We start from the raw sequence: 9,840 nt of genomic DNA on the forward strand, positions 1-9,840 counted from the left end.
ATTACGTCAATGGTTCAAGGACCCCACCCCTCCGGGCGCGTGGTATCTGTACGCACGCCAGAGGACATCATTGAACGCCTAGACACACTGTGCGCTCGCACCGGACGCAGTCGTGGTTTCTACCTCAAGATGGCAGTAACAGCGATGCTGCCCCAATTGGAGGAATACCACTGGGAACACGTCGCTGCGGACTTCGAAGAAAAGAGCATTGAAAACGAGTTTTACCGCATCATGCTTGCTGGACTTTCTGCCGAGTCTGACGATAAAGAAAACTAAAAGCGCTATCTTCCTGCGCTTTTACCTTTACAGGCACCTGTAAAGATGTAGTACTGTAAACCTGTAAAGCAGTATTTACTTAAACCTGTAAAGTGGTAGGGGCAATGATTTATCCACCTAGGAGAAGCCATGATCATTACCGCCATTAACGCCAAAGGTGGCGTTGGCAAGACCACCACAACGATGTTTCTTGCCACGGTTTTCGCCCACCGAGGAAAGACCGTGACTGTCACAGACCTAGACCGGCAGGGCTCGGCACTGGAATGGTCTGAACGCGCAGAGGATGGAGGAAGCCCCTTGCCGTTTGAGGTTGAGCTGTCCATCCCCAAGCGCGTCGATAGGCAAGCAGCGCTCGTCGGAGACGATGAGTTCATGTTCATCGACGTGCCGCCAGGAGATGAGAACGCTATCGAAGCGGCAATCGCAGTCAGCGACTTCATCATTCTTCCGACCCGTTCTGCTGCTGCCGACCTCTCCCGAGTATGGGAGCTGCGCGACGCAGTCAACGGAACACCTCATGCAGTCTTACTGACGTTCGCCAGGAAAGGCACCAGCGCCCTTGACGCGGCACGAGAAGCGCTCGATGAAGAACACATGCCGCACTTTAAAACCGAAATACCGCTACGCGAAGATATGCACCTAGCGTTCGGATACTGCCCAGGCCCAGACATGCACGGATACGACCACGTCGCCGACGAACTCATGGAGATGATGAAATGAGCACCAGCAAAGAACGCGCCAGGGCGCAGCAAGGCCCGCGAACCTCAACGAAAAAAGCCGCGAAGCTAACCCCAGCAGCCGAGAAGAAAGCAGTGCGAAGCGCATTCCACCAACCCACCGGCCGCGACTACGTCAAGAAGATGACCATTGAAATCGACCGCGAACTTCACGCAGAACTTAAAGTCATCGCCGCCCAAAAAGGCGTGACCATCCGCGAGATTGTTAGCACCTACCTGGAAGAATACGTTCACAGCAATAAATAAAGGTTTACAGGCATACAGCAATACAGGTTTACAGAGCCTGTATTACTGTATTGCTGTATCCCTGTTGCTCTGGATAATTCGCCACCGTATGGGTAAATCAGCGCACGCTTGCGGGTAAATCTGGGTCAAGTCCACGAAGCGGTGGACTCAGCGGTAGCTACGTGCATGCCTAACAGTTCCCGGTAGCCGTCATCGTTGACACCGGTTACTAGCAGCACACTCGTTTTGACCGCGCATCCGCCTTTTCGGGCTTTTATCGTCAGCGATTCGCACGACAGCTAGTAGTACGGGCCGGAATCTAGTGGCCGGGTGCGGAAATCCTCCACCATCGAATCCAAGTCTTTGGCCATCTCACTAACTTGTGACTTCGATAGGTTCGTGATGCCGAGAGTGGCGACCAGGGCGTTCATCCTGCGGGTAGACACACCCTTTAAATAGCACGTGGCGATCACGGTGGTTAAGGCACGTTCGGTACGGGTGCGTCGTTCTAACGGCAAGTCAGAAAAGAAGGAATCGTGGCGTAGTTTCGGGATAGCCACATGGACGGTGCCGACCCGTGTATCCAGTAGTCGGTGGCGGTAGCCGTTGCGGTGGTTGACGCGGTTGTCGCTGGTGGTGCCGTAGAAAGCGCCGCAGGCAGTATCGGCTTGGGCAGGTAGAATTTGGTTGATGAAATCACCGAGCATCTCACGCATCAGATCGGGTAATGCCTGGGTGAGTAGCTGTTCGAGATACACGGTCGGGTCGATAGCCTAAGGGCCAGCGGCCATCATGGGTGGCGTCCTTTCGAGGATAGGTTGAAGTTGATTCGAAAGGTACCCATGATGGTCGCCCTATTTGTCCTCGGGCCCATCACAGGAACTAACTCGTACACCACGCTAACGGACACAACCGCCGGCAGACGACTTTACTCACCGGTTATTCCTGATGATTGTTTTTGACGCGATTGACCAGTACCGCTGCAACTATAGTGAGCAGTATGAGGATGAAAAATCCGAGGATCGACTTGTTTGTGATGGCGACATAACCTGAAATTGCCAGCCCAAATAGTGCAACGACAATCGCATTGGGAGATATTTTATGTCTGTTCATTAGTCCTCTTCACACTTGATCGTTAAACGCACTCTTGGCCACGGACTCTTCCGTTCCACCCGTAATGGACTTTTAAGCGATCATTGCAGGGCTTGTGGTGGCTAAGGACTACTGTTGCCCCAGTGATGACGGCTTCAATGACGGTGCAGGCAGCCCACCCGACACCGGGAATGGCACAGATGCCGGTTCCTAGGGCAAACCCCGTTCCGCTGATGAGCATATCCTGCTCAAGAGGGGTGAACTCTACCCAGAATCCCCCGATTTCTTTCCCTCCGCTCACATAGGGAGTGATGGCATGTGGATCCCTTAACGTTAGATCCATGTGCTCGAGGTCGAAGGTTACAGTGGAATCATCATTTACCGTTCGGGGAACATCCGAGTTGATCAGTTCCTCAAAAGCTTGATCCAGAACCTCCGGGGTGACTGATCCTTCCGCAACGGTCTGTTCTTGGAACTCTTGAGGGGTTGTAGGATCGTCCTTTTCTGCAGCGGAGGCTAGTCCCTGACTAGCAAAAAGGATAGCTATGGAAGCTAGTGACGTTAGTGCTTTTGACTGAGTTTTCATAGTGTTCCAAATCTCTAGAGGGCCGAACCACTTCCGAGGTTACATACTGTCCAAATTGTGGACAATAGTTTGACGAATTGTGTGAGGGGATCTATCGCACCTCACGTGAGAAAACACTTGGCTGGGTCAAGTCCGCGTATTGGTAAATATGCGCAGGCTAACCTGGGGCTTCTTCCTTGTGGGTAAATCTGCGCAGACAGCCCTGTGCAGCTGAAACGCGGTTACGTATGGCTTGCCATATGGCAAGCCATACGTAACCGCAGGTAAAAGGCATATTTTTCGCGTGTCATGGCTAGTAAATAACACCGGTGTCATTTAGGCTCGGTGGGAGACAATACGAAAACGAAGAAAGCCACCGGGCGGCAACCCGATGACTTTCGCTTATCACCCAGCACACACCTGGGAGAAAGCACGGTTATGAGTTTACAGACTCATGCGCAGAATGCGCACACTAAAACACCTACCCGCGTCGAACCAGACCGCGGCGGGCTGGATAACACCCCAGCATCAGCCAGCGACCGCGACCTTTTACGCGAGCATCTAGGCCGCGATGTACTCCACGGTTCAGTCACACGAGACTTTAAAAAGGCCTATCGACGCAACGCTGACGGTACGAACTCGCCGCGTATGTACCGCTTCGACACCGATGCTTTAGGACGGTGCGAGTACGCCATGCTCACCACCAAGCAGTACGCCGCCGTCCTGGTCGTAGACGTTGACCAGATAGGAACAGCCGGCGGCGACCCTGCGGACTTAAACCCCTATGTACGTAGCGTGGTGCGCTCGCTTATCACCCACAACATCGGGCCGGCCTGGGTAGGAATCAACCCCACGAACGGTAAAGCCCAGTTCATCTGGCTTATCGACCCGGTCTTTGCTGACCGTGGCGGTAAATCAGCGCAGATGAAACTGCTGGCAGCAACCACGCGCGTACTGGGGGAGCTTTTAGACCATGACCCGCACTTTTCCCATCGGTTTAGCCGTAATCCGTTTTATACAGGTAAGGCTCCTACGGCTTATCGTTGGTACAGGCAGCACAATCGGGTGATGCGTCTTGGAGACTTAGTAAAGCAGGTGAGGGATATGGCAGGACATGACCAATTCAACCCTGCCCCGCGCCAGCAATTTTCCTCGGGCCGGGAACTAATTAACGCGGTCAAGACCCGCCGTGAGCAAGCCCAGGCGTTTAAAGCTCTCGCCCAGGACGTGGATGCAGAAATTTCGGGTGGTCTTGACCAGTACGACCCGGAGCTTATCGACGGTGTGCGCGTGCTCTGGATTGCCCAAGGAACCGCAGCACGCGACGAAACAGCCTTTAGACACGCACTTAAGACCGGTCACCGCTTGCGCCAGCAAGGTCAACGTCTGACGGATGCAGCAATCATTGATGCCTATGAGCACGCCTACAACGTCGCACAAGCCCACGGCGGAGCAGGCCGCGACAACGAGATGCCGCCGATGCGCGACCGCCAGACCATGGCTAGGCGCGTGCGCGGGTATGTCACCCAGTCCAAGAGCGATGCCTACAGCGGCTCTAACGCGCCAGGTAAAGCCACCAGCAGCGAACGCAAAGCACTAGCCACCATGGGCCGCAGAGGCGGCAAGAAAGCAGCAGAACGCTGGAAAACAGACCCCGAGGGCAAATATGCGCAGGAACGCCGTGCGACTTTGTCCGCTGCGAATAATCGACGTACTGCCACAGGAAAGAGTAACGCATTCAGAATCGCAGCTTTCTTTGCTGATACCTTTGGCCAGACCGGTCAATACCCGTCTATTCCTGATGCTATGGAAGAGTTCGGTGTATCGAGACCGACGGTAAACCGGGCTTTAAGGATGGCAGGTATATCTCTCCCCAGAGGACGGACTAAGTTACCAAAATAAATGTGTCACGCCATAAGCAATATACGGTTCCCCTGCCGCTAGGCAGTTGGATAAAACCTCACGTGAAGAAACCTCTCCTGGAAAAGTGAGCGCTCTAGGATCTGCGCAGTGTAGAAAGTTATGCTAATCTTACTGATAAATCGGGAGTATAGAAAGGAGATGCTATGGCCAAAAAAGGAAACTCTATATTGATTGTTCCTGCCGTAGTCTTTGTCGTATCTCTTGTTCTTTCCGTCGCTATCATCAGTGAAATGATGCCTGATGCCGTCCTTGGGGATAGTTTCGGGGAGTGGATTCCGATGATCGTGGGATCTTTTGTAGCACTAGCGATAAGTTCTTTATCCCGATTTATCATACGTCGTTCCAGGAGGGGTAAATAGTGGCTATCAAAAATAAAGCTTTGACGTTAGGTGTGGCTACAGCTTTCGCCGCAGCTTCGCTTTTGTCTCAGGGCGTAGCAATGGCCCAAACGGAAAGTCAATTTTCCGAGTCCACCAAGGCTGGTGCTGGATTTGAAGAGTGTCAGTCTGGTGGCTACGCGGGAGATAGGGCGAAAGAAACGTCACTAGGAGAAGGCACTGGTCCGGGTAAGAGTGAAGAACTTTCGTCGGATGAGCTTAAACAAGCTAACGGGGGTCTCGCTAAAGCTGGAAGGGGAACCTTACCGGACTCTACAGTTGCCTTGCGTTACTATGACGATGGGACTACAGGCGCTATCGACAAAAATGGAAACGTTATTCAGAAATTGAATGATACGGATAACGTCTCGTCCGATGGTGCTGGTGCAGTTACTACTTACTCTGTACACGATGAAATTAAGGCTGTAGTCGGGGCATGTCTAGGCGTAGGTGCTGGGGGAGGGACAACCTGGAAAGCGCTTGGAGAAGATGTTCTTGTTCAGTTGACGTCCTGGCGAACGGCAGTGAAATTTGTTATCCGTCGGATTGGTTTAATGGCAGCAGTTTCTTGTATGGGTGGAATTGTCTGGCACTACGTTTAACTACTTCGAGCGTTTTGGGGAATTTGACTCTCCTACGGTTCAGGTAGAGGACAATGAATTTTAGTCTGTTCATGCTGTGCTCGTGAAGAAAACAGTTGAGGAACCTTAGAGCTGAGTAGAAGGCTCTAGGGTTCCTTTTTTGCTGCTAGGAAGTCACGCTTACGTGACTTCCTAGCCTCGTTTGATTGCCACGTCCTGGTACTCGTTTGCGCGTGCGCGCCCTAACGTTTGAGCGCGCTCTGTTGCTCATACTGATACGCGAATGCGCCGGCGCATTGCCTGACACAAGCGCCCTGCTATCTGCTCACAGGTGTTCACTCCCCCTGACCACGACCTACGCTCACTGGCGCGCCCAGTTTCATGGTACATTTGCAACAAGTTGCTCAATGGGGTGTCCAGGTGGTCGCCGTGGTGATTGACAGGAGGTGTCGGAGTGCTGACTATCGCGAAGATGGGTGCGCATTCCGTGGCCTATTATCAGTCCACGGTTGATGAGAATCGGGGGCCGGATTCGTACTATTCCGAGGACGGAAAGCAACCGGCTTCGGCGTGGCTTCGAGGAGAAAACGTGGCAGACGTTTCGGCGTCTTTAGGCGCCGACAACGGTGCGATTGTGTCGGGAAAAACGGTCGAGAATTGGTTCAATAAGGCGGTCGCTCCGAGCGGTGTGGGGCTTGGAAATGCTCCGCGAAAGGATAGTGTTCCAGGCTTCGATCTGACGTTTTGTGCGCCGAAATCTGTCTCCTTGTTGTGGGGTATGGGTGCAGATTCTGCCGTGCGTGGCATCGTCGATGAGGCCCACCAGGCGGCTGTAAGTCAGGCGTTGGATTACTTGTCGGAGCATGCTGGCTACACGCGAAAGCAAGTAAAAGAGCCTGCCGGAAAACGTCTTGTCGTTGAAAAGTTGGCGGGTATTTCGGGCGTGAAATACGAGCACCGCACTTCACGTGCGGGCGACCCGCATGTGCATTCACACGTGTTGTTGGCCAACAAACAGCTATGCCGCGACGGCAAAGTTCGCACGCTCGATGGGGTGAGTTTGTACCATGAGGCGCGCGCGGCAGGCATGGTGTATCAAGCCACGGTGCGTGAAATCTTGAGCCAGAAACTCGGTGTGGAGTTCGGCGACGTGGTTAACGGATGCGCTGAAATTGTCGGTCTTGATGACCCAGAATTGATTGCGTCGTACTCGACCAGGGCGCGTGAAATCGACCAGTGGCAGGCCGAGAACGGGCTTGAAACACGTGCGGCCTATGAGCGTATCGCGCAGAAAATCACCCGGCGTACCAAGGACACCGAGACCCCACTAGACGAGCTAGAAACCGAGTGGGCACGTGCTGAACACGGCGCGCAGGTGCGTGAGTTTGTGGCCGGACTTGTGCCAAACAATGAAGCGCCAGCGCGCGCGGTGGGTGAGGATTTCTTGCCGAAACCAGCCCAGATTTTAAGCGCGGTTGTTGCAGAACGCTCCACGTTTACCCGCGCTGATGTTGCCGAAAAAGCAGCAGAACTTATCCGCCCCGGTGCCATATCCCCGGAGGATATGACGGTCACGGTTGAGGGGTTGGTTGATGCTGCGTTGGCTGCGCACGGTACATGGTCGGTGACCCCGGAGAAGTCCCGCGAGCTGGATAATACCCAGCGTGAAGGTTCGCAGAAGTACACCACTGTCGAGGTGGTCGACGAGGTTGAACGTGGCGTTGATATGGCTACCGCGCGCGTGGAGCGCGGGGTTACCGCCGAGTCGATTCAACCGGTTGAGGGTGAGCTTTCGCCTGCGCAGGCTGATGCTATGCGCGCGGTTGTCGGCTCTGACTACCTGGCTTCTGTGGTGGTCGCACCGGCTGGTGCCGGTAAGACTTCTTCGCTCAAGGCCGCGCACAAGGCGTGGAATCAAGCCGGTAAACACGTCGTAGGCCTAGCTCCTACGGGTAAGGCTGCTGACATGATGGTCGGTGAGAATGTGGCCGATGAGTCCATGACGATTGCGCGCGCTTTTGTTGGCACCGACGATCTGACACCGGAGCATACAGCGGCGAAGCTGGGCTGGAACCGGGACACCGTTGTGGTTGTTGATGAAGCCGGTATGGTGTCTAACCCCGATACGATCCGTGTGCTGGAGACTGCCACTGCTGCCGGCGCGCGCGTGGTCTTTGTGGGAGACCCGGAACAGTATTCGGCGGTCAAGGCCCGCTCTGGCCTGCTGGCTACCTTGTCCCATGAATTGCCTGATGCCGTGGAGCTACGCGAGGTGTTCCGCCAGCGTGATGCGGGTGAGCGTGAAGCATCGAAGTGGCTGCGTGGTGGCGAGGAAGCAGACGTTTCTCGTGCCGCCGAGTGGTACATGCAGAACAAGCGCCTGCACGCAGGATCGGTTACGGCAATGATGGACGATGCGTTGGCTGGGTGGCGCGATGATACTGCCGCAGGAAAGCAGTCGCTGCTGGTTGCTGCTACCCGCGACCAGGTCACCGCGCTGAATGCTGCGGCGCAGAAGATTCGCGCCGAGCGCGGCGAGATTAACCCGGAGCACCGCCTGGGCTTGTCTGATGGGCTGACAGCCGGTGTTGGTGACGTCATTTTGACTCGTCGCAACGATGCGAAGTTGGTGACCAGCAACGGCGATGTTGTCCGCAATGGTCAACGCTGGGTCGTTGATTTCATCGGGAAAGACGGTTCCATTACGGCCCGACGGTGTGATGATGATTTAGCCACTGTGACACTAAACCGCGACTACCTCGATAAACACACCCAACTGGGCTACGCCGCTACTGGTCATAGTTCCCAAGGCGCAACCGTCGATGTCGCCCGTGTGGTGGCAGGGGTTGGCAACCTGGACAAGGCCAGTGTCTATGTGCCGATGACTCGTGGGCGTGAGGGCAACTTCCTCTATATCGCCGAGACCCAGCCAGGAGACACCGAGACCGGCCACGGCCAGGTCAATCAGGTCGCACGGCGTGAGTCTGCCGAATACGCCCGCGACCTGCTGGTGTCCGCAGGAATGCGCGAGCAAGGAGATAAAACGCCCCAGGCGCTGTTTGGGCAAGCCAAGCAGGATTGGGAGCTGACCAAACTGGTCAACCAGCCTTCCCAAACGGATACCGATAACCCGTTTGCTGGCACCGAAATGGGTAAGTACATGCGCAGCTTTGCCGCTAAACGCGAAGCGCGCTTTGCTGACTTCCATGCTCGCGCCCAGGCCAACAACGCCGATGAGGTGCCAGAACCGGAATCAGGCAACGAGTACAGCGCTACACCGTCCCATGACTCCGTGGAGCGTATCGATGCCGAGATAGAACGGGTAAACAATCAGCTTGAGACGCTGCGCGGTGAGTACGACCAGGCTAACCAGCAGGTTGAACAGCTCGGACAGCAGTATTCCAAGCAAGATGCTGTAGTGCGCGAGTTCGAGGACACGAAGAACTCGAGGGGATTTTTCGGCAGGCTACGCCACGGCAACAATGACCAGGCCCTCCTAGACGAAGCAATCAACGTGCGCGACAAGGTAGCTGCATCCTATGACCAGGCCGTGGACTATCGCGACAGCTTCACTGATCCGATTCGCCAGCTTGAGACCGAGCTAGACGAGCTAAACACCCAGCGCCGGAATGAGGAAGGACTGAAACGGTCGATGGACTTCCTCGACTCACTCGGTATTAGTACCACCGCAGATGAAGCGATGCTCGCCCGGTTCCACCAGCACGCCGCCGCAGATAGCGACTACGACAACGACCAAGACAACTGGTTGGATAACGTCCCAGAGGGCGAGGGGCCAGAGCTTTAACGAAAAATCTGCGTCCCCCTTCGTCGATGTCGAACCTATGGTAAACAATGTTTACAAAAGTAAATAACGCTCACGAGAAAAAGAGTAGGACTGCCAAAGACAGTACGTAAACAATGTTTACGGCAGGCAGGGGAAGGGATTACGTCAATGGTTCAAGGACCCCACCCCTCCGGGCGCGTGGTATCTGTACGCACGCCAGAGGACATCATTGAACGCCTAGACACACTGTGCGCTCGCACCGGACGCAGTCGTGGTTTCT

Annotated in this window: 10 protein-coding genes and 1 pseudogene; 8 read left to right on the forward strand and 3 right to left on the reverse strand. The window is 54.8% G+C overall.

Annotated elements, in window-relative coordinates:
- From MHY24_RS11800 to MHY24_RS11810, 3 genes are all read left to right on the forward strand, one after another.
- On the forward strand, positions 1-276 hold a 276-nt coding region (locus tag MHY24_RS11800; protein WP_367398063.1), incomplete at its 5' end, for a ribbon-helix-helix domain-containing protein.
- Between the two features lie 129 nt (positions 277-405).
- On the forward strand, positions 406-996 hold the full coding sequence (locus tag MHY24_RS11805) for a ParA family protein (protein ID WP_070455422.1): 591 nt from the start codon (positions 406-408) through the stop codon (positions 994-996).
- The gene (locus MHY24_RS11810; protein WP_239230872.1) at positions 993-1,259 is read left to right on the forward strand and encodes a hypothetical protein; all 267 of its coding nucleotides are present in this window, start codon (positions 993-995) and stop codon (positions 1,257-1,259) included. Before MHY24_RS11805 ends, MHY24_RS11810 begins: the two co-directional genes overlap by 4 nt.
- A gap of 131 nt (positions 1,260-1,390) precedes the next feature.
- Here the strand turns inward: MHY24_RS11810 and MHY24_RS11815 are convergent.
- The 3 genes and pseudogenes from MHY24_RS11815 to MHY24_RS11825 form a co-directional block, all read right to left on the reverse strand.
- Positions 1,391-2,008: pseudogene (locus MHY24_RS11815) on the reverse strand (transposase); the annotation flags it as partial.
- A gap of 169 nt (positions 2,009-2,177) precedes the next feature.
- Entirely contained in the window at positions 2,178-2,351 is a 174-nt protein-coding gene (locus MHY24_RS11820) for a hypothetical protein (RefSeq protein WP_005530995.1), read from the reverse strand.
- Positions 2,352-2,373: 22 nt separating this feature from the next.
- Positions 2,374-2,916, reverse strand: coding sequence for a hypothetical protein (locus MHY24_RS11825; RefSeq protein WP_239230874.1), 543 nt, complete (start codon positions 2,914-2,916; stop codon positions 2,374-2,376).
- A gap of 417 nt (positions 2,917-3,333) precedes the next feature.
- Here MHY24_RS11825 and MHY24_RS11830 point away from each other — a divergent pair, with 417 nt between their 5' ends.
- The 5 genes from MHY24_RS11830 to MHY24_RS12195 all read left to right on the forward strand — a co-directional run.
- Positions 3,334-4,797 carry a replication initiation protein gene (locus MHY24_RS11830; protein ID WP_239230878.1) on the forward strand — a complete coding sequence of 488 codons (1,464 nt, stop codon included), beginning with the start codon at positions 3,334-3,336 and terminating at the stop codon, positions 4,795-4,797.
- A 164-nt stretch (positions 4,798-4,961) separates the two neighbouring features.
- Positions 4,962-5,177, forward strand: a complete 216-nt coding sequence (locus MHY24_RS11835; protein ID WP_049064010.1) for a hypothetical protein — start codon at positions 4,962-4,964, stop codon at positions 5,175-5,177.
- Complete coding sequence (locus MHY24_RS11840) at positions 5,177-5,797, forward strand: hypothetical protein (protein WP_239230881.1); 621 nt, start codon at positions 5,177-5,179, stop codon at positions 5,795-5,797. Before MHY24_RS11835 ends, MHY24_RS11840 begins: the two co-directional genes overlap by 1 nt.
- A 433-nt stretch (positions 5,798-6,230) precedes the next feature.
- Positions 6,231-9,581 carry a MobF family relaxase gene (gene mobF, locus MHY24_RS11845; RefSeq protein WP_239230885.1) on the forward strand — a complete coding sequence of 1,117 codons (3,351 nt, stop codon included), beginning with the start codon at positions 6,231-6,233 and terminating at the stop codon, positions 9,579-9,581.
- A gap of 147 nt (positions 9,582-9,728) precedes the next feature.
- Positions 9,729-9,840 (forward strand): ribbon-helix-helix protein, CopG family (locus MHY24_RS12195; protein WP_367398064.1); only part of this gene is annotated, 112 nt, incomplete at its 3' end.

It is taken from the genome of Corynebacterium sp. ACRPQ, from assembly GCF_022347225.1.
Classification (GTDB): domain Bacteria; phylum Actinomycetota; class Actinomycetes; order Mycobacteriales; family Mycobacteriaceae; genus Corynebacterium; species Corynebacterium tuberculostearicum_D.